This is a genomic window from Sideroxydans lithotrophicus ES-1 (genome assembly GCF_000025705.1).
GTDB classification, from domain to species: Bacteria; Pseudomonadota; Gammaproteobacteria; order Burkholderiales; family Gallionellaceae; genus Sideroxyarcus; species Sideroxyarcus lithotrophicus.
Genome location: NC_013959.1, coordinates 447,866 through 472,094 on the forward strand (window position 1 = coordinate 447,866; position 24,229 = coordinate 472,094).

Annotated in this window: 20 protein-coding genes and 1 tRNA gene; 15 read left to right on the forward strand and 6 right to left on the reverse strand. The window is 60.3% G+C overall.

All coding sequences use genetic code 11. From position 1 onward, the window contains the following. Nucleotides 1-26: 26 nt before the first annotated feature. The 3 genes from SLIT_RS02210 (at nt 27) to mqo (ending at nt 7,686) form a co-directional block, all read left to right on the forward strand. Nucleotides 27-1,703, forward strand: coding sequence for a sensor histidine kinase (locus tag SLIT_RS02210; protein WP_013028584.1), 1,677 nt, complete (start codon nt 27-29; stop codon nt 1,701-1,703). Between the two features lie 70 nt (nt 1,704-1,773). Then, a complete protein-coding gene (hrpA, locus tag SLIT_RS02215) occupies nt 1,774-6,171 on the forward strand; it encodes an ATP-dependent RNA helicase HrpA (RefSeq protein WP_013028585.1) in 4,398 nt (1,465 codons plus the stop codon). Between the two features lie 33 nt (nt 6,172-6,204). Beyond that, entirely contained in the window at nt 6,205-7,686 is a 1,482-nt protein-coding gene (mqo, locus tag SLIT_RS02220; RefSeq protein ID WP_013028586.1) for a malate dehydrogenase (quinone), read from the forward strand. Nucleotides 7,687-7,710: 24 nt separating this feature from the next. Here the strand turns inward: mqo and SLIT_RS02225 are convergent, their stop codons facing one another. From SLIT_RS02225 to SLIT_RS02235, 3 genes are read right to left on the reverse strand one after another with little or no spacing between them, the layout of a single operon-like run. Beyond that, nucleotides 7,711-8,952 (reverse strand): beta-ketoacyl-[acyl-carrier-protein] synthase family protein, encoded by a 1,242-nt coding sequence (locus SLIT_RS02225; protein ID WP_013028587.1) that lies wholly within the window; start codon nt 8,950-8,952, stop codon nt 7,711-7,713. 5 nt (nt 8,953-8,957) lie between these two features. Beyond that, nucleotides 8,958-9,206: an acyl carrier protein gene (locus SLIT_RS02230; protein ID WP_013028588.1), complete on the reverse strand. Its 249-nt coding sequence runs from the start codon at nt 9,204-9,206 to the stop codon at nt 8,958-8,960. A gap of 51 nt (nt 9,207-9,257) precedes the next feature. Further along, nucleotides 9,258-10,073 (reverse strand): alpha/beta hydrolase, encoded by an 816-nt coding sequence (locus SLIT_RS02235; RefSeq protein ID WP_013028589.1) that lies wholly within the window; start codon nt 10,071-10,073, stop codon nt 9,258-9,260. 231 nt (nt 10,074-10,304) lie between these two features. Here SLIT_RS02235 and SLIT_RS02240 point away from each other — a divergent pair, with 231 nt between their 5' ends. From SLIT_RS02240 to lplT, 12 genes are all read left to right on the forward strand, one after another. Then, entirely contained in the window at nt 10,305-12,575 is a 2,271-nt protein-coding gene (locus tag SLIT_RS02240; protein WP_013028590.1) for an NADP-dependent malic enzyme, read from the forward strand. Between the two features lie 8 nt (nt 12,576-12,583). After that, nucleotides 12,584-12,823, forward strand: coding sequence for a hypothetical protein (locus SLIT_RS02245; RefSeq protein WP_013028591.1), 240 nt, complete (start codon nt 12,584-12,586; stop codon nt 12,821-12,823). Continuing rightward, complete coding sequence (locus tag SLIT_RS02250; protein WP_013028592.1) at nt 12,820-14,013, forward strand: patatin-like phospholipase family protein; 1,194 nt, start codon at nt 12,820-12,822, stop codon at nt 14,011-14,013. The genes SLIT_RS02245 and SLIT_RS02250 overlap by 4 nt, the downstream gene beginning before the upstream one ends. Further along, on the forward strand, nt 14,010-15,002 hold the full coding sequence (locus SLIT_RS02255; protein WP_013028593.1) for a biotin--[acetyl-CoA-carboxylase] ligase: 993 nt from the start codon (nt 14,010-14,012) through the stop codon (nt 15,000-15,002). Before SLIT_RS02250 ends, SLIT_RS02255 begins: the two co-directional genes overlap by 4 nt. Next, nucleotides 15,003-15,725: a type III pantothenate kinase gene (locus SLIT_RS02260; RefSeq protein WP_013028594.1), complete on the forward strand. Its 723-nt coding sequence runs from the start codon at nt 15,003-15,005 to the stop codon at nt 15,723-15,725. After that, nucleotides 15,722-16,513 carry an SPOR domain-containing protein gene (locus SLIT_RS02265; protein WP_013028595.1) on the forward strand — a complete coding sequence of 264 codons (792 nt, stop codon included), beginning with the start codon at nt 15,722-15,724 and terminating at the stop codon, nt 16,511-16,513. Before SLIT_RS02260 ends, SLIT_RS02265 begins: the two co-directional genes overlap by 4 nt. Before the next feature lie 81 nt (nt 16,514-16,594). Then, nucleotides 16,595-16,671: transfer RNA gene (locus SLIT_RS02270), tRNA-Met, on the forward strand. A gap of 692 nt (nt 16,672-17,363) precedes the next feature. Then, nucleotides 17,364-18,695, forward strand: coding sequence for a tRNA (N6-isopentenyl adenosine(37)-C2)-methylthiotransferase MiaB (gene miaB, locus SLIT_RS02275; RefSeq protein WP_150102919.1), 1,332 nt, complete (start codon nt 17,364-17,366; stop codon nt 18,693-18,695). Next, on the forward strand, nt 18,692-19,645 hold the full coding sequence (locus SLIT_RS02280; RefSeq protein WP_013028599.1) for a PhoH family protein: 954 nt from the start codon (nt 18,692-18,694) through the stop codon (nt 19,643-19,645). Before miaB ends, SLIT_RS02280 begins: the two co-directional genes overlap by 4 nt. Beyond that, entirely contained in the window at nt 19,638-20,084 is a 447-nt protein-coding gene (gene ybeY, locus SLIT_RS02285) for an rRNA maturation RNase YbeY (RefSeq protein ID WP_041420736.1), read from the forward strand. The genes SLIT_RS02280 and ybeY overlap by 8 nt, the downstream gene beginning before the upstream one ends. Before the next feature lie 9 nt (nt 20,085-20,093). Further along, nucleotides 20,094-20,942, forward strand: coding sequence for a CorC family transporter (locus tag SLIT_RS02290; RefSeq protein WP_013028601.1), 849 nt, complete (start codon nt 20,094-20,096; stop codon nt 20,940-20,942). Nucleotides 20,943-21,079: 137 nt separating this feature from the next. Continuing rightward, nucleotides 21,080-22,273, forward strand: coding sequence for a lysophospholipid transporter LplT (gene lplT / locus SLIT_RS02295; RefSeq protein WP_013028602.1), 1,194 nt, complete (start codon nt 21,080-21,082; stop codon nt 22,271-22,273). 82 nt (nt 22,274-22,355) lie between these two features. On the opposite strand, the gene SLIT_RS02300 is transcribed toward lplT, so the two are convergent. Genes SLIT_RS02300 through SLIT_RS02310 form a run of 3 tightly spaced genes read right to left on the reverse strand, consistent with a single transcriptional unit; the run spans nt 22,356 to nt 24,202 of the window. Then, on the reverse strand, nt 22,356-23,087 hold the full coding sequence (locus tag SLIT_RS02300; protein ID WP_013028603.1) for a pseudouridine synthase: 732 nt from the start codon (nt 23,085-23,087) through the stop codon (nt 22,356-22,358). A 2-nt stretch (nt 23,088-23,089) separates the two neighbouring features. After that, nucleotides 23,090-23,716 (reverse strand): MarC family protein, encoded by a 627-nt coding sequence (locus tag SLIT_RS02305; RefSeq protein WP_013028604.1) that lies wholly within the window; start codon nt 23,714-23,716, stop codon nt 23,090-23,092. Nucleotides 23,717-23,728: 12 nt separating this feature from the next. Then, nucleotides 23,729-24,202: a Crp/Fnr family transcriptional regulator gene (locus SLIT_RS02310; RefSeq protein ID WP_013028605.1), complete on the reverse strand. Its 474-nt coding sequence runs from the start codon at nt 24,200-24,202 to the stop codon at nt 23,729-23,731. Between the last annotated feature and the right edge of the window lie 27 nt (nt 24,203-24,229).

The following is a 24,229-nucleotide window of genomic DNA, read 5'->3' on the forward strand; positions in this document are numbered from 1 at the left end:
GACGAAGTTCTGACAGGATTGACGAAATGCGGACACTTGCTTCCGAAAAGTTGACACTTTCCAGCCGCTGGCTGTCTTTTGCGATGTTGGTCGTGCTGCATCTGGCGCTATGGCTGGGAACCGAGAGTTTATTCATGCACCCATTGCTGCTGATGCATCTCGGGCTGTTCCTGCTGTGGCAGCCGCTATGGCGCGGCGAGAGCAAGCTGCATATCGGCGCTGCGGCATTCATCATCGCGATCAGCCTGATCATGACATTCCTGCTGAACTGGTGGGTGCTTGCTTTCTGGGTCAGCGTGCTGTTCGCGCTGGTCGGCGGACGCGTATTTTCATTCTATGCGCGCTGGCAACGGCTGTATTACCTGCTGATGATGGCTTATCTGCTGACCATCCTGATTCTGTACATCGTTCCCAACCTGTTCCATCTGCTTGGCATGGGAGATGTGATGTCCAACCTGATGAATTTCGGTTTGCCGTTGCTGCTGCTCATCATGGCGCTCCTGCCCGTCGAGCGGGAGCAGGCAGAATCCGAGCGGGCGGTGGACTTCATCTACATCCTGCTGCTGTTCACCCTGCTGACATTGCTGGTGCTGGGCAGCCTCGCATTCATGACCCTGGGGCAACTGGATTACCTCGACGCCCTGTTGCGCACCCTGTTCATCATCGCCATCGTGTTGCTGGCGCTGGGTGGCTTGTGGAACCCGCGACTGGGATTCTCCGGATTCCAGGCGCTGTTCTCCCGCTACCTGCTTTCCATCGGCACTCCCCTTGAGAAATGGCTGGAGCAGCTCGCCACGGTGGCACATCAGGAGCAGGATCCCGAAGCCTTCCTCGAACATGCGACTGCGTACCTCGTCGAGATGCCCTGGATATCGGGGCTCTCCTGGGTATCCGATCATGGACATGGGGTGCTGGGAAAATCAAGCCCGCATCGGATCGAGATGGCCGACCAGGATCTGAACCTGACCTTGTTCAGCCACCAGGCTGTCTCGCCCACCGTGATGTTGCACGTCCGCTTGCTCACCCAGCTGATGGGGCACTTCTATCAGGCCAAGCGACGCGAACAGTCGCTGCGCGAGATCACGCGCCAGCAGGTCATCTACGAAACCGGTGCGCGGCTTACCCATGACCTCAAGAACATGTTGCAGTCCCTGTTCGCACTGACTTCCGTGGCGCAGCACCAATCGGAAAAGGCGCAGCCCATCCTGCAACAGCAACTGCCCGTGCTTACTCAGCGTATCGAAGCGATCCTTGCCAAGCTCAAGAGTCCGCAAACCCCGGAAGAGATGGTGGAGATGCCGCTGGCGACATGGTGGGAGGGATTGCGCCAGCGCCACCCGTATCGCGACATCGTGTGGCATGCTCCTAAAAATGTGGGTCGCCGTATGATTCCCGGTCCCATGTTCGATTGCGTCGCCGACAACCTGATCGACAATGCCTGCAAGAAACGCCAGAACGAACTTGGCATCACCGTCTCCGTCACGCTGGAGATCAATCCGTTCAGCCTGAGCATCAGCGATGGCGGCAGCGCCATACCGGCCGGCATCGCCCATCAACTGTTGAACACCGTCGTCTCATCGGAAGACGGGATGGGCATCGGGTTGTATCAGGTCGCCCGCTGGGCGACGCAGTCCGGCTATCGCCTGGAATTGAGCGAGAACAGGAAAGGCAGGGTGACCTTCCAACTGGTCGAGGCAAAATAGCCCGGGGAACGGGCGCTTCCTGCGCGCTTTGTCGTGCGGGCGCAAGCTGCAGCAGGTAAAATCGCATGCCATGAATCCCGCTTTATCCGCCATCGCCCAGCGCCGCCTGGCGCGCATCCAGCAACTCTCCGAGATCGAATACCCCGCCGACCTGCCCGTGGTGGCGCGGCGCGAGGAATTGGCGCAGGCCATTGAGAAGAACCAGGTGGTCATCGTCTGCGGCGAGACCGGCTCGGGCAAGACCACACAATTGCCCAAGATCTGCCTGAGTTTGGGGCGCGGCGTGCTCGGTGTGATCGGCCACACCCAGCCGCGCCGGGTGGCGGCACGCTCGGTAGGCGCGCGCATCGCGCATGAACTCAAGAGCGAACTCGGCGGCCTGGTCGGCTACAAGGTGCGCTTCAACGACAAGGTCTCGCCCGACACCTGCATCAAGCTGATGACCGACGGCATCCTGCTGGCCGAGATCCACCACGACCCGCTACTCAAACAATACGACACCATCATCATCGACGAAGCGCACGAGCGCTCGCTGAACATAGACTTCCTGCTCGGCTACCTGCGCCAGCTGCTGCCGCGCCGTCCCGACCTGAAGCTCATCATCACCTCGGCGACGCTGGATGCGGATAGGTTTGCGAAGCATTTTTCCAGTGCGGCAATTAGCCCCTCGCCCTCTGGGAGAGGGGGTGGGGTGAGGGAGGACTACCCGAAAATCCCTGAAACCTTGCTGAGTAATGCACGAGAGTTGCGCAAGAACTCAACAGATGCGGAGCAGTTGCTTTGGCAATTATTGAGAAGTCACCAACTGCTCGATCACAAATTCCGTCGTCAGCATCCTTTGGGTTCGTACATTCTCGATTTCTATTGCCATGAAACAAAGCTGGCGATTGAGCTGGATGGCGGGCAGCACGCGGAGGGTGCTCAGCTCAAGCATGATGAAATGCGTAGTGCGTGGTTGAAAACACAGGGGATTACTGTACTGCGTTTTTGGAATAACGATGTGTTGACGAATACCGAGGGGGTTCTGCAAACGATATTTGATTGCTTGAGTGCGCATTCCCTCACCCCAACCCCTGATGGAACTACTAGCCATCCGACTAAGCCCGCAAGCGGGCAAGTCGTTGGTTATCTCCCAGAGGGAGAGGGGCTAAAACCCGCCCCCATCATTCAAGTCTCCGGTCGTACCTATCCGGTCGAGGTGCGCTACCGTCCGCCGCAGCAGAACGAGGAAGGCGACACGCAGGATGTGCCGCAGGCGGTATGCAGCGCGTTGGATGAATTGAGCATCGGCGGCCTCAGGGGCGACGTGCTGGTATTCCTGCCCGGCGAGCGCGAGATACGCGACACCGCCGAGGCGCTGCGCAAACACCAGCACAAGGGCATCGAGATATTGCCGCTGTTCTCGCGCCTGTCCATCGCCGAGCAGGACCGCGTGTTCAAGCCCGCTTCCGGCATGCGCCGTGTGGTGCTGGCGACCAACGTGGCCGAGACTTCGCTCACCGTCCCCAACATCGGCTATGTGATCGACTCGGGTCTTGCGCGCATCAACCGCTACAGCGTGCGGCAGAAGGTGGAGCAGCTGCGCATCGAGAACATCGCACGCGCCGCTGCCAACCAGCGCGCCGGTCGTTGCGGCCGGGTGATGAGCGGCGTCTGCATCCGCCTCTACGAAGAGGCGGATTTCCTGCAGCGCCCCGAGTTCACCGACGCCGAGATCTTCCGCGTGTCGCTGGCCACCGTCATTCTGCGCATGAGCGCGTTGGGGTTGGGTGAGGTGGAGGAGTTTCCGTTCATCGAACCTCCGGGTTCGCGCGCCATTGCCGATGGCTACCAGTTGCTGACGGAGTTGGGTGCAATTGCGGAGAGTGTTCCCTCACCCCTAGCCCCTCTCCCAAAGGGAGAGGGGAATAAACTCCCTCCCCCTCTGGGGGAGGGCTGGGGTGAGGGAGCAGCCGTAGTGAAAACCGCTATTCGTCAGCTTACGCCGCTGGGCCACGAACTGGCCAAGCTGCCGCTCGACCCCAAGGTGGCGCGGCTGTTGCTGGCGGGGCGGCAATACCAGTGCCTCAACGAGATACTCATCATCGCCAGCGCGCTGGCCTTGCAGGATCCGCGCGACCGCCCGTCGGACCGGCGCGAAGCGGCGGATGCGGCGCACCAGCGCTTCAACGACGAGCGCTCGGATTTCCTTGCCTACATCAAGCTGTGGGCGTGGTTCCAGGATGCGATCAGGCACAAGAAGACCAACAAGCTGTGGGCGAACGAATGCCGCGAAAAGTTCCTGTCGCCGCTGCGCCTGCGCGAATGGCATGAGCTGCATCAGCAGTTGCATGCGCAGGTGTCGGAGATGGGTATGCGTTTCAATGAGCAGCCGGCCACCTACGAACAGATCCACAAGGCGCTGCTGACCGGCCTGCTCGGCAACATCGGTTGCAAGGGTGTGGACAAGGAGCCGTATTACCTCGGCCCGCGCGAGATCAAGTTCTTCATCGCGTCGAATTCGGTGCTGGCGAAGAAGGGTACGAAGTGGGTGGTGGCGGCGGAGATCGTCGAGACGACCAGACTGTTCGCGCGCTGCGTGGCGCGCATCGAACCGGAGTGGCTGGAAGAGGTTGGTGCGCACCTGATCAAGCGCAGCTATTTCGATCCGCACTGGGAGAAGAAGGCGGGGCAGGTGGCGGCGTGGGAGCGCAGCACCCTGTATGGCCTGCTCATCAATCCGAAGAAGCGCGTGCACTACGGGCCGATGAATCCGCAGGAGTCGCACGAGGTGTTCATCCGCGAGGCGCTGGTGAACGGCGAGTTCAACACGCAGGCGCCGTTCTTCGCGCACAACCAGAAACTCATCGCCGACATCGAAGCGCTGGAACACAAGGCGCGCCGACCTGATGTGCTGGTGGACGACGAACTGATCTTCGCCTTTTATGATGCACGCATCCCGGCCGGCATCCACAACGGCGCGGCGTTCGAGCACTGGCGCAAGGAAGCCGAGCGCGAGCAGCCCAAGCTGCTGTACCTGAAAAAAGATGACCTGATGCGCCACGAGGCGGCCGGCATCACCACCGAACAGTTCCCGCCGCAACTGCTGATGAACAATGTCAGCTACGCGCTGGCCTACAACTTTGCGCCGGGCAAGAGCGACGACGGCGTCACGCTGACCGTGCCGCAGGCCTTGCTCAACCAGGTATCGGCGGCGCGCTGCGAATGGCTGGTGCCTGGCATTCTGGCGGAGAAGGTCGTGCAACTGGTCAAGTCGCTGCCGCAGAAACTGCGACGCCATTGCGTGCCGGTGCCGGAGTTCGCGGCGGAATTCTGTGCGAGCGTGAAGCCTTCTGATATGCCGCTGCTGCAGGCGTTGGCACGCTACATCCGCGAGCAGAAGCAGCTAGACGTGCCGCTGGATGCGTTCCGGCTGGAGCAACTGCCGGCGCATCAGTTGATGAACTTCCGCGTGGTGGATGAGCATGGGCGACAGCTCGGCATGTCGCGCAATTTTGCTGCTTTGCGCGGGGAGTGGGCTATTTCCCTCACCCCAGCCCTCTCCCAGAGGGAGAGGGAGTCAGGGCAGCGCACCGGGTCTAGCCCCTCGCCCTCTGGGAGAGGGGTTGGGGTGAGGGAAGAGCTGAAGCGCCACACCTCTTGGGATTTCGGCGACTTCAAACCAACCCGCACCGAACCCCGCGCCGGCCAGACCGTCACCGTGTTCAATGCGCTGGTGGACGAAGGCGATGCAGTGACGCTGCAGGCTTTCGATACGCAGGATGAAGCAAAAGCCGCGCACCGCCTGGGGTTGCGGCGCATGTTCATGCTGGCGCTGAAGGAACAGGTGAAATACCTGGAGAAGAATCTGCCCGGCCTGCAGGCGATGGCGATGCAATTCCTGCCGTTCGGTAGCCAGCAAGACCTGCAGCGGCAGATCCTCGCGGTGACGTTCGACCGCTGCTGCCTCAACGATCCGTGGCCGGAAAGCGAGAAGGAGTTTGCCACGCGCTGCAAGGAGGCGAAGGCGCGCCTGAACCTGGTGGCGCAGGAGATCGCGCGGCTGGTTGGCGCGGTACTGGCCGAATACCATGCAATGCAAAAATCCCTGCCGGGTTTCAAGGCGCATGCACAGGTATTGCAGGACATCCGCAACCAGTGCGAATGGTTGCTGGGCAAAGAGTGGGTGGCGCGCACGCCCTACGAACGCATGCAGCACATGCCGCGCTACCTGAAAGCGGTCAACGTGCGGCTGGAAAAGCTGCGCGCCAACCCGGCACGCGATGCGCAGAATCTGGCGCAGATGGGTCCATTGTTGCAACAATGGCAGCGCAAACTGTCGGCGCAGCATGGTGAAGCCGATGCGCGGCTGCAGGACTTCGGCTGGATGATGCAGGAGCTGCGCGTGTCGCTGTTCGCGCAGGAATTGAAGACGCCGGTGATCGTGTCGGTGAAGCGTCTGGAAAAGATGCTGGCGGGACTAAGTTAAAATCGGAATATGTCGAACCGGGACGGATAAGTCATGACGCAGAAAAAAGTGGATGTGTTGTTGGTCGGGGCTGGGGTGATGAGCGCGACGCTGGCGTCGTTGTTGTCGCACCTGGACCCGTCGCTGAAGATCATGATGGTCGAGCGGCTGAGCAAGGTGGCGCATGAAAGCACGCACAGCCTGAACAATGCGGGTACCGGGCATGGCGGGTATTGCGAGCTGAATTACACGCCGCAGCTGGCCGATGGCAGCATCAGGATCGACCGCGCCCTGGAGATCAATGCCGCATTCGAGGTTTCGCTGCAATTCTGGTCCTACCTGGTCAAGCAGGGCATATTGCCCGAGCCGGAGAAATTCATCAATCCGATATGCCACCAGAGTTTCGTCTGGGGAGAGGAGGATGTGGCGTTTTTGCGCAAGCGCCATGCGGCGCTGCACAAGCATCACCTGTTCGAAGAGATGGAATTCAGCGAAGACCACGCGGTGCTGCGCAAGTGGATGCCGCTGGTGATGAAACACCGCGATGCCAGTCAGGCCGTGGCTGCGACGCGGGTCAAGCACGGTACCGACGTGGACTTCGGCCTGCTGACGCGCAAACTGGTGAAGTCACTGACCAAACACTCCACCTTCGACCTGATGCTGAGCCATACCATCGTCAGCATGAAGCAGCACGACGATGGCCGCTGGCATGTGCGGGTGCAGGACAATCATGCCGGCGAGACCCGCACCATCGATGCCGGTTTCGTCTTCCTGGGCGCGGGCGGCGGCGCGCTGCCGCTGCTGCAGAAGTCGGGTATCCCGGAAGCGCGCGGCTATGGCGGTTTTCCGGTCAGCGGCCAATGGCTGATCTGCAAGAATCCGGAAGTGGTGAAGCGCCACTGCAGCAAGGTCTATGGCAAGGCTGCCGTGGGTGCGCCGCCGATGTCGGTGCCGCACCTGGATGCGCGCATCATCGATGGCGAGCCGGCTTTGCTGTTCGGGCCGTTCGCCAGCATCACCACCAAGTTCCTCAAGGAAGGTTCGGTACTCGACCTGTTCTCCTCGCTCAAAACCGACAACCTGAAGCCGATGCTGGCGGTGGCGCGCGACAACCTCGACCTTACCCGTTATCTCATCACCGAAGCGTTCCGTTCGCACAAGGAGCGCATGGCGATATTGCGCGGTTTCTATATCGATGCAAAAGAGGAAGACTGGGAGCTGGCATCGGCCGGGCAACGCGTGCAGATCATCAAGAGTTGCGACAAGAAAGGCGGCAAGCTGGAGTTCGGCACCGAGATTGTCACCGCCAACGATGGCACGCTGGCGGCACTGCTGGGCGCGTCACCCGGCGCTTCCACCTCGGTGCAGGCGATGATCGAGGTGATCGAGCGTTGCTTCAAGCCGCGAATGAAGAGCGCCGACTGGAAGCACAAGATGAAAGAGATGATCCCGTCCTACGGCGAATCGCTGGACGAGAATGTCGCACTGCTGCATGAAGTGCGGCGGCACACGCTGAGTACGCTCAGGCTGGGGTGAGCATCGCCCGAAGGGCCGGGGCGATCAGCCGTTGAAGCGCTTCGCGATCAGCACGGCGTTGCTGCCGCCGAACGCGAACGAGTTGGACATCACCGTATCGAGCCTGACGTTGCTGCGGCCCTGGTTGGGCACATAGTCCAGGTCGCATTCCGGATCGGGTTCGTGCAGGTTGATGGTGGGCGGGATGGCCTGATTGTGCAGGGCCAGCACGGCAGCCATGAATTCGACCGCACCGGTCGCGCCCATCAGGTGGCCGTGCATGGATTTGGTCGAGCTCACCGGCACCCTGGGCGCGTGCGCACCGAACACCTGCTTGATGGCCTTGCTCTCTTCGATGTCGCCGGCCTGCGTGGCGGTACCGTGGGCGTTGATGTAGTGGATATCCTGCGGCTGCAGCTGAGCTTCGCGCAGCGCGTTGAGGATGGTGCGCGTCTGCCCGGCCGAGTCCGGCTTGGTGATGTGGCTGGCATCGGACGAGCAGTCGTAGCCGACCAGTTCGGCATAGATCTTCGCGCCGCGCCGCACCGCGCGTTCCACGTCTTCCAGCACCAGCACGGCAGCGCCTTCGCCGAGCACCAGGCCGCTGCGGTTCTTCGAGAACGGCTTGCAGGATGCCCCGGCATCGTGCGGGTCTTCCTGTGCCAGGGTGCGCAACGCTTCCCATGCCTTCATCGCACCCAGCGTCAGCATCGCTTCCGAGCCGCCTGCCAGCATCGCATCGGCGTAACCGTGCTTGATCTGGCGATAGGCTTCGCCGACCGCGATGGCCGAGGAGGAACAGGCGGTGGCATATGTGATGTTGGCGCCTTGCAGGCGGTATTTGATGGAAAGGTGCGAGGCCGCGGCATTGTTCATGCTGAGCAGCACGCTGAGCGGCTTGACGCGCGGTGGATTGCGCTGCAGCGTCTCGATGTAACCGTCTTCCAGCGAGCTGGCGCCGCCCAGGCAGGAACCCATGCAAACGCCGGAGCGGGTCTGTTCGGCTTCGCTGAGTTCGAGTCCGGCATCCTGCACGGCCTGTTCGGCGGCGACCAGCGCGAACTGGCTGAAGCGCTCGATGCCGCTGAGCTGGATCTTGCTGAAGTGGGCGGCGGGATCGAAGCCTTCCACCTGGGCGCCGATGCGGATGGAAAGCTGCTCGACGAAGTCTGCTTTCAGCCGTTTGATGCCGGAGTGCCCGGCCATCAGCTTGCTGAAGAATTCAGTGGGGTTATTGCCGACCGGTGAGATGACGCCCAGTCCGGTGATGACGACGCGCCTGGTCATGGGTATTACTGTGCAGTGCCTTTTTGCTCGGCGACGATCTTGTCCACCAGGTTGACCACATCCTGCAGCGTTTTGAGTTCGACGCGCTCTTCGGGCATGGTGATCTTCAGCTCGTCCTCGAGATTGAACGTGAACTCGATCACTGACAGTGAGTCGAGACCCAATCCCTCCAGGGTGGCATCGGGAGTGAGGTCTTCCAGCTTGAGGTCGAACTGCTTGACCATCATGTTCTGTATCGTTTGCAGAGAACTCATAATCGCTTGCTTCTAAAATGAAATCGCGCGGATTGTAACAGAAGCCTTTGGCTAGCTGGCGGTGCTTTGGGCGCGTGCGCCAGCGAAGAAACGGATGGTTTCGTCGGCGACCTGTTCGCGGTCGTTGTCCACGGTGATCATGTGGTAGCAGTTATGCAGCATCACGGTCTCCACGGTCTTCGAACCGATGTGTTTGGCGGTATAGAGCGCGCTGCGCGGGGAGGATATCTCGTCTTCCACGGCATGGATGATGATGGCAGGGGCCGTGACGCGCGGCATCGTCTTCTTCGCTGCGGCGATCAGGCGCTCCGCTTCCTGCACGGCTGGCATGTTCAGGCGACTGGCCCCGATCATGGAGGCATCCTTGTGCGCCATCTCGCGGGCGATCCAGCGGCGCAATTGCTGGTTCTTCAGGCCGAACGGTTCCCTTTCCTTATATGTGTAGCGATAGCGGAAAGGCCAGATATAGCCGAGATAACGGAAGATGCGGTACCAGGGCATGGCCCAGCCGTCATACCACAGTGTGGTGGAAAGCAGCGTCAGTGCGGCGACCTGGTCGCCCAGTTCGGCGGCGATGCTGAGCGATAGCGTCCCGCCGATGCACAAGCCCCCGACGGCGACACTCTTGTACTGCCGTTTGAGTGCGCGGAACTCTTCCAGTGCCTTGGCGTGCCAATCCTGCCAATGGGTGACCGAACGCGGCGTATCGCCGTGTTCGAAACCGTAACCGGCGATGTGCGGCAGATGCACCGTGTAACCGGCCTGCTGCAGGCGTTTGGCCAGCGGCAGAAGTTCGGCCGGACTGCTTTGCAGTCCGTGGAGCAGCAGCACGGCGTGTTCACCGCCAGGCAGCGTGATTGGGGTCATAGATCGTGGCCAGTATCAAAAAAGGGCGGCATTCTAGCAAAATCAGCCTCCGGAAAACTCTGATTAAATCCGCCATGAGTCGCTTACGCAACAATGTCGGAACGACTAGTGGTTTCCCCTATATCGCACTGCGTGCTTCCGCTGGTATCTCGGCATACAGGTCGAATGTGAGCGCTCAGCACGCTGAGCTATAATCGGGCTGTGGCTCATTCAGGGATCCCCAAGAAAATCATGGACAAACAGCTGCGTGAGGCTGCACTGCAGTATCACCGCCAGACCCCGGCAGGCAAGATCTCGGTTCGCGCCACCAAGCCGATGATCACGCAGCGCGATCTGGCGCTGGCCTATTCGCCGGGCGTGGCGGCAGCCTGCGAACTCATCGTGGCCGACCCTGCCGAAGTGCGCAACATGACCGCGCGCGGCAACCTGGTAGCGGTCATCAGCAACGGAACTGCGGTGCTGGGCCTGGGGGCGATCGGCCCGCTGGCGGCCAAGCCGGTGATGGAAGGCAAGGGCGTGCTGTTCAAGAAGTTCGCCGGCATCGACGTGTTCGATCTGGAGATCGACGAGCGCGATCCGGACAGGCTGGTCGAAATCATCGCTGCACTGGAACCTACCTTCGGCGGCATCAATCTGGAAGACATCAAGGCGCCGGAATGCTTCTACATCGAGCGCAAGCTGCGCGAGCGCATGCACATCCCGGTGTTCCACGACGACCAGCACGGCACCTCCATCATCGTCGGAGCGGCGCTGTTGAACGGGCTCAAAGTGGTAGGCAAGAAGATCGAAGAGATCAAGCTGGTGGTGAGCGGTGCCGGCGCGGCGGCATTGGCTTGCCTGGACATGCTGGTGTGTCTCGGCGTGAAGGCGGAGAACATCATCGTCACCGACATCAAGGGCGTGGTGTACAAGGGACGCACCGAAGAGATGGACGACAACAAGGCGCGTTATGCAGTGGAGACTGCAGCGCGCACCCTGGGCGAGGTCATCGCCGGGGCCGACGCCTTCCTGGGATTGTCCGCGGGCGGTGTGCTGAAGTCGGAGATGGTGAAGCAGATGGCGGACAAGCCGCTGATCTTCGCGCTGGCCAACCCGACGCCCGAGATATTGCCGGAACTGGCAAAGGCTGCGCGTCCCGATGCGATCATGGCGACCGGACGTTCCGATTACCCGAACCAGGTCAACAACGCGCTGTGCTTTCCCTATATCTTCCGCGGCGCGCTGGATGTAGGCGCGACGAACATCAATGAAGCGATGAAGCTCGCGGCGGTATATGCCATCGCCGAACTGGCCCAGGCCGAGCAATCCGATACGGTGGCGGAGGTCTACGGCGAAGAGAGCCTTTCCTTCGGTCCCGAATACCTGATCCCGAAGCCGTTCGATCCGCGCCTGATCACGCGCATCGCACCGGCTGTCGCGCAGGCGGCCATGGACAGCGGGGTGGCGGCACGTCCCATCGCCGACATGGATGCTTATCGCGAACAATTGTCGCAGTTCATCTACCACTCGAACATGCTGATGAAACCGGTATTCAGCATCGCCAGGAAATTTCCCAAGCGGCTGGCCTACGCCGAAGGCGAAGACGAGCGCGTGCTGCATGCGGTGCAGACCGTGGTGGACGAGGGCATCGCTTATCCGATCCTGGTCGGGCGTCCGGCGGTGATCGAGCAGCGCATCGCCAGACTGGGTCTGCGCATCCGCGCGGGCGAGCATTTCGAGTTGGTGAACCCGGAAAGCGACAGCCGCTATCGCGAGTATTGCAACGAATATCATCGCCTGATGCAACGGCACGGGGTGACGCCGGATGCGGCCAAGCGCGCCATGCGCAGCCACAACACGCTGATCGCGGCGATGCTGGTGCGCATGGATGCCGCCGACGCCATGCTGTGCGGCACGGTGTCGCAGCCGCTGCATCACCTGCGCTACATCGACGAGGTCATCGGCCGTCATCCGGGCGCAAGCGTATATGCGGCGATGAATATCCTGATGCTGCCCGGGCATACCCTGTTCATCTGCGACACGCACGTGAATCTCGATCCGACCGCAGAAGAGGTCGCCGCCATGACGCTGCTGGCGGCAGCCGAGGTGCGCCGGTTCGGGTTGACGCCCAAGGTCGCGCTGCTGTCGCATTCCAACTTCGGCAGCCACAAGGATGCCTCGGCACAAAAGATGAGCCGTGCGCGCGAACTGCTGGAGCAGCTTGAGCCCGAACTGGAAGTGGAAGGCGAGATGCATGGCGATGCGGCCTTGTCGGAAAGCCTGCGCAACCAGACTTTTCCCGCATCGCGGATGAAGGGCAACGCGAACCTGCTCATCATGCCGAATCTGGATGCGGCGAACATCGCCTACAATCTGCTCAAGATCACCGGGGGCGAAGGCATCACCATCGGTTCGATCCTGCTCGGGGCGAACAGGTCGGTACATATCCTGACTTCGAGTGCGACGGTCCGTCGCCTCGTGAACATGAGTGCGCTGGCGGTTGCCGGCGTAAAAAAACATTAGGAGGCAGTATGAACAAGCATGAAATCGAATTGCTCAGCCAGGAGATCGAGATGTTGATGAGCGAACGGGTGCGTCTGCTCAAGGTGGTGGGCGCCGCCGCAGTACTGGTGGCGAACGCCGATGCCCAAAAGCTGCAGAAGGGGGCCGTGGAAGCGGCAGAGATGTTGTCCGAAATGCTGAACGCGCTGCCCGAGGAGACACTGAAAGACGCACTGGAATCGGTTCATGCCGAGCCGGATGAGGCGTGACCACTGAATCGACGATGAGCCAGACCCAGCCCAAGATCGGACTCATGCTCACCGGCGGCGGTGCCCGCGCGGCGTATCAGGTCGGCGTGCTCAAGGCGATCGCCGAGTTCATGCCGCGACGCACGCAATGTCCGTTCCAGGTCATCTGCGGCACATCGGCCGGGGCATTGAATGCGGTGACGCTGGCGGTGAATGCGCGCCATTTCCGCAAGGGCGTGAAATATCTGCTCGGGATCTGGACCAGCTCGCAGGTGACAGACATCTACCGTTCCGACCTGCTCGGCGTCGCTGCCAACAGCGGACGCTGGCTGGCTGGTCTGATACTGAGCCTGCTCGGCATCAATCGCATGCGGCGAGTCTCGTTGCTGGACAACTCGCCGCTGGCAACCTTTCTGGAAGAGACGCTGCCCTGCGAGCAGATCCAGGAGAATATCGATGCGGGTGCCCTGCATGCCTTGAGTATCACTGCTTCCGGCTACAGTTCCGGACATTCGGTTACCTTCTACCAGGGCGTGCCGGAATTGCAGCCATGGAAACGCACGCGGCGCCTGGGCGTGGAAGCCAGCATAGGCATCGAACATCTGATGGCTTCCGCTGCCATTCCTTTCATCTTTCCGGCGGTGCACATCCACCGTGAATATTTCGGCGACGGTTCGGTCCGCCAGATCGCGCCGATCAGTTCGGCGCTGCATCTGGGTGCCGACAAAGTGCTGCTGATGGGCGCATGGCACAAGGACGATGAAGAGGAACGGCGCAACAAAGTGGATACTTACCCCACGCTGGCGCAGATCGCGGGACATGCGCTGGACAGCATCTTCCTCGACAGCCTGGAAGTCGACCTGGAGCGGCTGCAACGGATAAACGATGCGGTCAAGCTGATCCCCGAGGAACTGCGCGCGGCAACCAAGCTGCGCCACATCGACGTCCTGGTGATCACTCCCAGCCAGCCGTTGGAGAAGATCGCCGAGCGCTATATCTCGCAGCTCCCGTGGACCATACGCCTGTTGCTGCGCTCGATCGGTGTCATGCGGCGCAGCGGCGCGAACCTGGTCAGTTACCTGCTGTTCGACAAGCAATATTGCCGGGCGCTGATCGATCTCGGTTATCAGGATGCGCTGAAACGGCGCGACGAGATACTCTGTTTTCTTGGATACGACACTGCGACCCCCGGTTGCGACATGCCGCAATGAACGCAACCGACACGCCCAGGCCATTGACTTTTGCATTGCTGCGGCATTTGGCGGACGGCGAGTTCCATTCCGGAGAAGTGTTGGCCGGGATGTTCGGCGTGACGCGCGCGACGGTGTGCAACGCATTGCGCAATGTCGAAGATTACGGCCTGATCCTGTACAGCGTGCGCGGCCGCGGTTATCGCCTGGCGCATCCGTTGCACTGGCTGGATGCGGATCGGGTCCGTGCCGGGCTCGGCGCGGCGCGCGACGAACTGCATATCGAGATACTCGATCATGCCGCTTCCAGCAACGCGTTGTTATTGCAGCGTGCCGCGCAAGGCGCTGCCAACGGCACAGTGCTGGCGGTGGAGTTGCAGACCGCCGGGCGCGGTCGCCTGGGCAGGACATGGCATTCCGGTCTGGGCGATACGCTCACCTTTTCCCTGTTGTGGCGTTTCAAAAGCGGGCTTGCCGCACTGTCCGGCCTGAGCCTGGCTGTGGGCGTCGCCATGATGCGCGCGCTGGCTGAACTGGGTGTGCAGGGTGTCGGCCTGAAGTGGCCGAACGATGTGTTGTTAAATGACGGCAAGCTTGCCGGGATATTGATCGAGGCGCAGGGCGATATGCTGGGGCCCAGCGCGGTGGTGATCGGCGTCGGCATCAATCTGACCGTGCCGGAAGCGCTGCGCGGCCGCATCGACCAGCAGGTGACCGATCTTGCATCACTGGGGGCACCCGTACCGGAACGCAACCTCGTGCTTGCGGTATCATTGAAACATTTGACGGCCGTGCTGCACGAGTTCGCCGGACAAGGCTTTGCGCCGTTGCGTGCGGAATGGGAAAGCCATCATGTGTTCCAGCATAGTCCCGTGAAAATATCGCTGCCGGATGGCTCGCACATCCTTGGTACGGTGCTGGGCGTGGCCGACGACGGTACGTTGCGGCTGGCGACGGAACGCGGCGAGCAGCTTTTCCATGCAGGCGAGGTCAGCTTGAGAAAGGCATAAGTGTTACTACTGGATGTTGGGAACAGCCGCTGCAAATGGGCGTTGGTGCAGGACGGAGCATGGTTGCGCCAGGGTGTGGTGGGCAATACGGAATGGATCGCTTTGCAGCATGCGTTTGCGGCTTTGCCGGTTCCTGCGCGCATCCTGGTCTCCAATGTAGCGGGAGAAGCGATGGCTCAGTGCTTGAGCGGCGTCTGTTCGGGATGGCAGCGCCCGCTGGAATTCATAACGGCATGCGCCGAGCAATGCGGGGTGCGCAACAGCTATGAACGACCGGAGCGTCTGGGCAGCGATCGCTGGGCGGCGCTGATCGCTGCATGGGATCGCACGCATGCAGCATGTCTGGTGGTCAACTGCGGTACGGCGACGACGATCGATGCGCTCTCTGTGCAGGGCGAATTCCTGGGCGGTTTGATCCTTCCCGGCGTCAGCCTGATGCAGCACAGTCTGGCGACCAATACCGCACAGCTCGATGCGGAGCAGGGCAAGTTGCAGGATTTTCCGCGCAACACTGCCGACGCCATCCATAGCGGCATGCTGCATGCCACACTTGGTGCCATCCGGCATCAGTTCGGTTTGCTGCAGGCGCACAGCGGAAAAGCGCGCTGTCTGCTCGGCGGCGGTGCGGCGGGCATCGTCCATCCGTATCTCGACCTGCCGTCAGAGCGGATGGACAACCTGGTGTTGCAAGGGTTACAGATCATTGGAGAGACGAAGGCATGACGAAGTGGATCGTGTGGTTGTTGTTGCTGGCCAACCTGGCCTTGTTTGGCTGGATGCGTTGGGGCAGTCTGCTGACCGTCGATACCGATGCCGGTTCGACGCAGCCGGAGTTGCATCCGGAAAAGATCAGGGTGCTGGATGCGCTGCCCGCTTCCGCCGCCGCCCCGACGTCCGGCGGCATGTCGCTGGCGCTGTCACCCGTTTCAGCTGCCGCCGCGACCGCTGTGGCTGAGCCTGCGCCTGCGCCCGTACCAACACACATGCCGGCACCTGCATCCATACCGATACATGTACCAGTTGCCGGGACGCCTCCGGACAATGTTTCGAAATGCGCGGAATGGGGCGAGTTCTCGGGCGAAGACCTGTTGCGAGCACAACAGGCATTGTCCCTGATGAAACTGGGCGACAACCTGTCGCAGCGAACAGTGGAGCGTAACCACGGCTTTTGGGTATATATCCCGCCGATGAAGAAGCGATCGAGTGTGGAAAAGAAGATCGCACAGTTGAAAGAGCGCGGGATAAAGGATTACTTCGTGATCCAGGAAAAGGGCAAGTGGCAAAATGCCATCTCACTGGGGGTGTTCAAGACCAAAGACGCGGCTGAAAAATTCATCGCCGTGCTCCGAACCAAGGACGTGCGTACTGCCAGGCTGGGCGAACGCGTGAGCAAGCTCAAATACACCGTGTTTGTCGTAAACGACCTCGATTCGGGGACCGCGGACAAACTCAGTGCGCTACAAAAGGAGTTTCCCGACAGCGAGCTCAAACTATCGGCATGCAATAATTGACAGGAAGGGGTGAAATCAGCAAAATGCCGCCCTTTCCATAAGTACGCGGCCCCAGCAGTATCGGTCGCAACATGCAAAAACGGTGATATAGCTCAGTTGGTTAGAGCACAGCACTCATAATGCTGGGGTCGGTGGTTCAAGTCCACCTATCACCACCAATAAATCCCCCGGCCTGACATTGAAATCAACTGGGTTCTGTTACGGCAGATATGCAAGGATTCGGTGGCCTGAAAAATAAAAACTCCAGCACGGGCTGGAGTTTTTGATTTGGTGCGATCTAACTGGTGAATCAGTTTTTGTCGGTAAAGAGCTGTTTCAACATCCACAACGAAAAGCCAACAGCCAGCACTGCCGATCCGATTGATGCGATATCTGCGACAAATGACATTTTCTGCTCCTCTCAAAAGAATTAGATTACACGCACTTTGAAAGTGGTATTCAAATCGTAGCACAGATGCTTTTTTCTTGACAGAAATTTAACGCAAGCGAGGCAGCCTGAGGGGTAGAGCTGCAAGCGGGAAGATGGGGATCGGGTGAGGTGGGAAGCTGATGGACACAGCTTCCCGATGTTTAGTGCCTTAGTCAGCTTTCTTGAACAGCTGGATGGTGATCCATACTGCGAAGGCAACTGAGAATATTGCGGTGCCAATGGATGCTACGTCTGCAATGATAGACATACTCTGATCTCCCTAAATGCGTCAGTTATTGGATGTACTTTTATAATGGCGATGATTGATTAAAGCCTTTCGAATTATATGAGTAATTTTCCTGGTTATGACCACAATATTTTTAAGGTTATGAATGAATGGCCATCGAGCATGTTTGAACTGAGGATGAACGGGTGTCGCAAGTGTTGACCAAACTCCACATCAAGACCTATGGCTGCCAGATGAACGAGTACGACTCGGACAAGATGGTAGATGTGTTGCGCGCCTGCGAAAACATGGTGCAGACCGACAAGCCGGAAGAGGCGGACATCATTCTGTTCAACACCTGTTCCATTCGCGAGAAGGCGGAAGAGAAAGTGTTCTCCGACCTGGGCCGTGCGCGCGTCCTCAAGCAGGCCAATCCTCGATTGCTGATCGGTGTCGGCGGTTGTGTGGCAAGCCAGGAAGGCGAGGCCATCATCAAGCGTGCACCTTATGTCGATGTGGTGTTCGGCCCGCAGACCCTGCACCGCCTGCCGCAGCTCATCGCGGCGCGGCGCGAGAGCGGCAAGCCGCAAGTGGACATCAGCTTTCCCGAGATCGAGAAATTCGACCACGTGCCGGCTGCGCAGACCACCCACGGCACGGCTTTCGTCTCCATCATGGAAGGCTGCAGCAAATACTGTACGTTCTGCGTGGTGCCCTACACGCGCGGCGAAGAGATGTCGCGCCCTTACGCCGATGTGATGCGCGAAGTGGAGAGCCTGATTGCGCAGGGGGTGGGCGAGATCACGCTGCTGGGGCAGAACGTGAATGCCTATCAGGGCGAGACGGATGACGGCGACACGGTGGATTTTGCATTCCTGCTGCAGACCGTCGCTGCGCTGCCAGGCGTGCAGCGTCTGCGTTATACCACTTCGCATCCGCGCGAAATGTCGCAACGGCTGATCGATCTGTATGCGACCACGCCGAAGCTGGCCAGTCACTTGCATCTGCCGGTGCAGTCCGGTTCGGATCGAATCCTGGCCGCGATGAAACGCGGCTATACCGCGCTGGAATACAAATCCATCGTACGCAAGCTGCGTGCCGCGAGACCGGAAATCTCCATCACCTCGGATTTCATCGTCGGCTTTCCTGGCGAGACCGATGCCGATTTTGAAGCGACCATGAAGCTCATCGACGATGTCGCCTTCGACGCCAGTTTCAGCTTCATCTTCAGCGCGCGTCCCGGCACGCCGGCAGCCGAGATGGCGGACGACACGCCATATGAGACCAAGCTTGCGCGCCTGCATCGTCTGCAGGCGCGTATCGCCGAGTTGGGGCAGCAGGTCAGCGAGGCAATGTCCGGTACAGTGCAGCGCGTCGTGGTGGAGAACATCTCGCGCAAGAGTGAGCACGAATTGGCAGGCCGTACCGCGAACAACCGGGTGGTGAATTTCGTCGGCTCGCCCGGCATGCTGGGGCGTTATGTCGATGTGCGGATACTGTCGGGAACATTGCACACGCTGCGCGGTGAACTGGTAATGGAACCATGAGCGAAACGCTGAGCATCTCTTTCGAGCCGGTCGACAATGCGCGCCTGGCCAACCTGTGCGGCGCATTCGACGAGCACCTGCGGCAGATCGAGACTGCGCTGGAAGTGAGTATCGCAAGGCGCGGCGAGCATTTCAGCATCACCGGCGAGCAGGCGGGGCTGGCGCGCGACGTGCTGGAACGGTTCTATCTTGAAGCCAGGCACGACATCACGCTGGAGCGCCTGCAGCTGGGTCTGATCGAGTCGATGAAACGCAACCTGCCCGACGCGCAAAGCGAATCGGTGCCATTGCTGATGACGCGCAAGGCGGAAGTGCGCGGGCGCACCGTGCGGCAGAACGAATACCTGCAGGCGATCCAGGAACACGACATCACCTTCGGGGTCGGTCCTGCCGGAACTGGCAAGACCTACCTCGCCGTCGCTTCGGCGGTGGACGCCTTGCAGCGCGAGGCGGTGAAACGTCTGGTGCTGGTGCGGCCCGCAGTCGAAGCGGGCGAGCGCCTGGGTTTCCTGCCCGGAGACATGGCGCAGAAAGTCGATCCCTATCTGCGTCCCTTGTACGACGCGCTCTACGACCTGATGGGGCTGGACAAGGTGGCCAAGGCTTTCGAGCGCGGCATGATAGAAGTCGCGCCGCTGGCGTATATGCGCGGCCGCACGCTGAATCATTCCTTCATCATCCTGGATGAGGCGCAGAACACCACGCCGGAGCAGATGAAGATGTTCCTGACGCGCATCGGTTTCGGCAGCAAAGCCGTGATCACCGGCGACGTGACGCAGATCGACCTGGCACGCGGGCAGAAGAGCGGGCTCAACGATGCACGCATCGTGCTGAAGGATGTGCGCGGCATCGCCTTCCAGCAGTTCCTTGCCGAAGATGTGGTGCGCCATCCGCTGGTGCAGAAGATCGTCTCCGCCTACGAGAGATTCGATGGCAAACACCATGACTGATCCACACAAACTCTCGTTGTCCGTGCAATACGCCAGCAATGCCGGAAAATTGCCCACGCGACAGCAATTTCGCCGCTGGGCGAAAGCCGCGCTGGAACGGGATGTGCAGATATCCTTGCGCCTCGTGAACGAGGCCGAGGGACGCACATTGAACCGGGATTTTCGCGGCAAGGATTACGCGACCAACGTGCTGACTTTCGTCTATGACGACACAGTTCCGTTGTCCGGCGATGTGGTGATCTGCGTGCCGGTGGTGGCACGCGAAGCGAAGGAACAAGGCAAGGATCTGTTCGCGCATTATGCGCATCTCGTCATTCACGCAGTCCTGCATCTGCAGGGTTACGATCACGAAAAGAAGCGCGATGCGGAGAAGATGGAGGCGCGCGAGACTGCGTTGATGCTCAAATTAAGGTATCCTGCACCCTATCTGCTTAGTTGATGTTGAGTAATGGACGGTTCAGAAAGTAGTCACAAGCCCACCTTGCTGGAACGGCTCTCCACGATGTTGCTGCGGGAGCCGGAAGATCGCGAGCAGTTGATCGCCCTGATGCACAGCGCCTACGAGCGCAACCTGCTGGATGCCGACGCACTCTCCATGATGGAGGGCGTCATCCAGGTCTCCGAGCGCCAGGTGCGCGAGATCATGATTCCGCGCGCGCAGATGGATGTCATCGATATCAGCCAGCCGCCGGAACAGTTCATCCCCTACGTCATCGAGACCGCACACTCGCGTTTTCCCGTCACCGACGGCGACAAGGACAACATCATCGGCATCCTGCTGGCGAAGGATCTGCTGCGTTATTACGCGGGGGAAGAATTCGACGTGCGCGACATGCTGCGTCCCGCCGTGTTCGTGCCGGAGTCGAAACGCCTCAATGTGCTGCTGCGGGATTTTCGCAGCAACCGCAATCACATCGCGCTGGTGGTCGATGAATATGGCGGCGTATGCGGCATGGTCACCATCGAGGACGTGCTGGAACAGATCGTCGGCGACATCGCCGACGAGTACGATTTCGATGAGGACGGCGACAACATCATCCGTGCCGACGCGGAACACTGGCGTGTCAAGGCGGACACCAAGATCGCCGACTTCAATGAGACGCTGGGCACCGAGTTCAATGACGAAGAATATGACACCATCGGTGGCCTGGTGCTCAAATCCGCTGGCCAGTTGCCCAAGCGCGGAGAAAGTTTCCAGGTCGGCGAGTGGCGCTTCACGGTGCTGCGTGCCGACAGCCGCAGGTTGCATTCGCTGCTGGCGGAGCGTTCGCTGATAGAGTCTGGCGAGCAGGGATGATCCAGGCTTGACTAGGGTTTATCTCTTAATATTCAAAGTATCATCGCTGCCACATCGGATCGTCAGATAGTATCTGCAGTCGCAGGGTGCGGAAAAGCCGATAACGTGGCTTTGAAGAAGCGCACGGAGATACTGCAATGGGTCAGACCAGATCATTGGATATGCCGCTGTTGTCGCCGGGCATGGTGGCGTTGCTGGCGGCGCAATTCTTTTCGGCGTTGGCCGACAATGCCGTCCTGATCGCGGCCATCGCCATCGTCAAATCGCAAGGTCTTCCTCATCTTGTGCCGTTGCTGCAGGAATCATTTGTCTTTCCCTTCATATTGCTCGCCGCTTTCGTCGGGCAGGTCGCAGACGGATTCCCCAAAGCAAGGGTGATGCTGGCGGCGAACATGCTCAAGCTCATGGGTGCGCTGGCGATGCTTGCAGGTGCCAGCCCGCTCGCCGCTTACGGCTGGATCGGCGTCGGTGCGGCCATCTACTCGCCGGCAAAGTACGGCATCCTCTCGCAGATGTTCGGTACATCTGTGCTGGTGCGGGCGAACGGCATGATGGAAGGTTCCACCATCGTCGCCATCCTGCTCGGTGTGGTGCTGGGCGGCTGGCTGGCCGATCATTCACTGGCCTGGGCATTTGCGGGCGTGGTGTCGGCATACGGCCTGGCTGCGTTTGCAAATCTGTTCATCCCGTCCCTGCCCGCAGAGAATGCAGGAGCACATTTCCATCCGTGGCGGCTGATCAGGCAATTTGCGGCATCGCTGTCCGTGTTGTTCAAGAATCAGGATTCACGTTTCAGTTTGCTAGGAACCAGCGTGTTCTGGGGTAGCGGCACGACCTTGCGCCTGATGCTGTTCGCCTGGGTTCCGGCGGCTTTGCTGATCACGGATAACCAGACCCCCGCGAACCTGATGGGAGCGGTATCCATCGGCATCGTGCTGGGTGCCGCGGCGGCGGCGGTGTGGATTTCGCTGGCCAGCGTGAACCGTGCATTGCTGGGAGGGCTGTTGCTCGGTCCGGCCATCCTTGCGCTTGTGTTCGTGCATGCGCTCAGCATGGCGGCAGCGTTGATGGTGGCGATCGGTTTCTGCGGCGGCCTGTTCGTCGTCCCGCTGAATGCCTTGCTGCAGCAACGAGGTCACGAAACCATCGGTGCGGGCAATGCCCTCGCGGTGCAGAACTTCGCCGAGAACATCGCCATGCTGCTGTTCGTGGGCATGTATAGCGCAGCAGTCATGGCCGGAATATCCGTGACCACGACGGTCACCGGGTTTGGATTGATTCTGCTGGCGGTCGTCGGAGCGCTCACCGCGCTCAGGTTGAAACGCGATTGAGGACTGAAAACGGCATTGTTTTTTCAGTCAAGAAGACAGCGTGACCGGCACTCAGGGCAATCGATGATTACGCTGATGGAGATCAGAACGTCTCATCCGCACGCAGGTAGCGCCACTGTCCCTGCGGCAGGTCGCCCAACCTCACCTTGCCGATGCGCACGCGCTTCAACGCGGTGACTTTCAGTCCGACCATCTCGCACATGCGGCGGATCTGGCGTTTCTTCCCTTCATTCAGGATGAAGCGCAGCTGGTCTTCGTTCTGCCAGCTGACTTTGGCCGGTTTGAGTTTTTTGCCGTCCAGCGACAGGCCGTGATTCAGCAGGTTCAAGCCGTTGCCGACCAGTTTGCCCTGCACGCGCACCAGATATTCCTTCTCGATGGGCGAATCTTCGCCGATGAGCTGTTTGGCGATGCGGCCGTCCTGTGTGAGTACCAGCAATCCTGTCGAATCGATGTCGAGGCGACCGGCAGGAGCAAGGCCGAGTAGCTGGCTGCGGTGGAAACGATGCGGTGCCGTGTCCTGTTCCCAGCGTGTTGCAGCGTCAAGCAACAGGATGGCGGGTTTGTGTCCTTCCTCGGCCTGACCCGAAACGTAGCCCACGGGCTTGTTCAGCAGGATGGTGACGCGCCCCTGCTGTTTGGCCTGGGCGGCTTTTTCCAGCGTGATCTTCTGCGTCGGCAGGACCTTGGTGCCGAGTTCGCTGACGATCTCTCCATCCACCTTGACCCAGCCTTTGGCGATGAAGTCGTCCGCTTCGCGGCGCGAGCAGAGTCCCTGTTCGGACATCAATTTCGAGAGACGTATTTTTTCCATGATTAACCTAATGCGGGAAACAGGCCGCGCAGCCCCCCGGCGATGAATTCGACTGCGATGGCGGCGAGCAGCAAGCCCATCAGCCGCGTGAAGATGGTGCTGGCGATCTTGCCCAGGCGTTGCGATATCCACGGCGCGACGAGGAAGGTGATCCACACGATGAGGCTCAGCAGCATGAGCACCAGCGCCATCACACCGTAATGTCCGGCGCCCGTCCCCTTGTGTGCGTCGAGGATCACCGTGCTGATCGCACCGGGCCCGGCCAGCAAGGGTGTGGAAAGCGGCACGATGGCGACGGAAGCCGTCGCATCGCCATCGCTGCTTTCATTGGGCGCCATGGACGGCTTGTCACCGATGAGCATGTTGATGGACATCAGCAGCAGCAGGATGCCGCCCGCCGTACGGAACGAATTGATGCTGATACCGAAAAACTCCAGTATCGCCTCGCCCAGCAACAGCGCGGCGAGCAGGATGCCGAACACCGACAGCGACGCCACGCGCCCGACGCGTTCGCGCCGCTGTGCGGACATGCCGGCAGTGAACGCGATGATGATGGGAATGATCCCGAACGGATCGATGATCGCGAACAGGCTGATGAAGATCTTGGTGTATTCGGTGAAGTCGAGCATGAAGCCTTATTGTCAAATGATATGGTCGACCAGTTGCCCCACCGCCATGCGCAGGCGGCGCGACAGGCTCACGGCGATGGCGCGGATGACGCGAGCCCCGATGCGCGGGTGTTCCTCCAGCATCTTGTCCAGTGCCTCTTTCGAGAGCGTCAGCAGGATGCTGTCTTCCGACGCCTGGCAGGTGGCGGAACGGCGCTCCCCGTCCAGCACGGCCATTTCGCCCAGGGCACGACCGTGCCCCAGCCTCGTCACCTCCACCTGTTCTTCGTTCAGGTTGGCCTTGAACACGGCGATGTTGCCGGAATGGACGATGCACATGAATGTGCCGGCATCGCCTTCGTTGAAGATGATCTCGTCCTCCGCGATCTTGTTGACGCCGAAATAATGCGCGGCGGCATGCAGTTCGGCAGGGGACAGGTGGCTGAACAGATCGCAATCGAGCAGCATGGAGCTGATCTCTTCGAGAAAGGCGGAATGATCGGACATGATCGAATCTGGGTAACGATGACGTGC

Excerpts from the sequence above, each read along its gene's own strand:
- SLIT_RS02210 (WP_013028584.1), top strand. The coding sequence starts at position 27 with ATGCGGACACTTGCTTCCGAAAAGTTGACACTTTCCAGCCGCTGGCTG.
- hrpA (WP_013028585.1), top strand. The coding sequence starts at position 1,774 with ATGAATCCCGCTTTATCCGCCATCGCCCAGCGCCGCCTGGCGCGCATC.
- mqo (WP_013028586.1), top strand. The coding sequence starts at position 6,205 with ATGACGCAGAAAAAAGTGGATGTGTTGTTGGTCGGGGCTGGGGTGATG.
- SLIT_RS02225 (WP_013028587.1), bottom strand. The coding sequence starts at position 8,952 with ATGACCAGGCGCGTCGTCATCACCGGACTGGGCGTCATCTCACCGGTC.
- SLIT_RS02230 (WP_013028588.1), bottom strand. The coding sequence starts at position 9,206 with ATGAGTTCTCTGCAAACGATACAGAACATGATGGTCAAGCAGTTCGAC.
- SLIT_RS02235 (WP_013028589.1), bottom strand. The coding sequence starts at position 10,073 with ATGACCCCAATCACGCTGCCTGGCGGTGAACACGCCGTGCTGCTGCTC.
- SLIT_RS02240 (WP_013028590.1), top strand. The coding sequence starts at position 10,305 with ATGGACAAACAGCTGCGTGAGGCTGCACTGCAGTATCACCGCCAGACC.
- SLIT_RS02245 (WP_013028591.1), top strand. The coding sequence starts at position 12,584 with ATGAACAAGCATGAAATCGAATTGCTCAGCCAGGAGATCGAGATGTTG.
- SLIT_RS02255 (WP_013028593.1), top strand. The coding sequence starts at position 14,010 with ATGAACGCAACCGACACGCCCAGGCCATTGACTTTTGCATTGCTGCGG.
- SLIT_RS02265 (WP_013028595.1), top strand. The coding sequence starts at position 15,722 with ATGACGAAGTGGATCGTGTGGTTGTTGTTGCTGGCCAACCTGGCCTTG.
- SLIT_RS02280 (WP_013028599.1), top strand. The coding sequence starts at position 18,692 with ATGAGCGAAACGCTGAGCATCTCTTTCGAGCCGGTCGACAATGCGCGC.
- ybeY (WP_041420736.1), top strand. The coding sequence starts at position 19,638 with ATGACTGATCCACACAAACTCTCGTTGTCCGTGCAATACGCCAGCAAT.
- SLIT_RS02290 (WP_013028601.1), top strand. The coding sequence starts at position 20,094 with ATGGACGGTTCAGAAAGTAGTCACAAGCCCACCTTGCTGGAACGGCTC.
- lplT (WP_013028602.1), top strand. The coding sequence starts at position 21,080 with ATGGGTCAGACCAGATCATTGGATATGCCGCTGTTGTCGCCGGGCATG.
- SLIT_RS02300 (WP_013028603.1), bottom strand. The coding sequence starts at position 23,087 with ATGGAAAAAATACGTCTCTCGAAATTGATGTCCGAACAGGGACTCTGC.
- SLIT_RS02305 (WP_013028604.1), bottom strand. The coding sequence starts at position 23,716 with ATGCTCGACTTCACCGAATACACCAAGATCTTCATCAGCCTGTTCGCG.
- SLIT_RS02310 (WP_013028605.1), bottom strand. The coding sequence starts at position 24,202 with ATGTCCGATCATTCCGCCTTTCTCGAAGAGATCAGCTCCATGCTGCTC.